This window comes from Oleiphilus sp. HI0123, from assembly GCF_001635315.1.
The window spans coordinates 1-382 of the sequence record NZ_LWGE01000688.1; the positions used below are offsets into that span (position 1 = coordinate 1).

Consider the following 382-nt stretch of genomic DNA (forward strand, 5'->3'; position numbering starts at 1 on the left):
GCTTATTGGGGACTGATAATGGAAGCTATTCTACGACTGACAGTGCCACAGAGATTACTCAGGCGATTACAGGCAAAGTTGCGGAACTCGGCACCGATCCTTTGAGTTTGTATAACTGGGTACACGATACTATTCGCTGGATTCCGAGCTTTGGTGTGATGCAAGGTGCTGATTACACGCTTCAATCAGAACAAGGCAATGCCTTTGATAGCTCAAGCTTATTGATCTCGCTGCTAAGAGCCGCGGGTCACGAAGCAAGATATAAATACGGTGTCGTCAATATACCTGCCGACCAAGCAAGAAATTGGGTGGGTAACGTTAAGAATGCTGCAGCGGTTGCCAACCTTATGAGCCAAGGTGGGATTCCACAACACCAGTATAG

1 protein-coding gene is annotated in these 382 nt (G+C 47.4%); it reads left to right on the forward strand.

The annotated features are described in order from the left end of the window. On the forward strand, positions 1 to 382 hold a 382-nt coding region (locus A3761_RS06210; RefSeq protein ID WP_304439594.1), incomplete at both ends, for a transglutaminase domain-containing protein.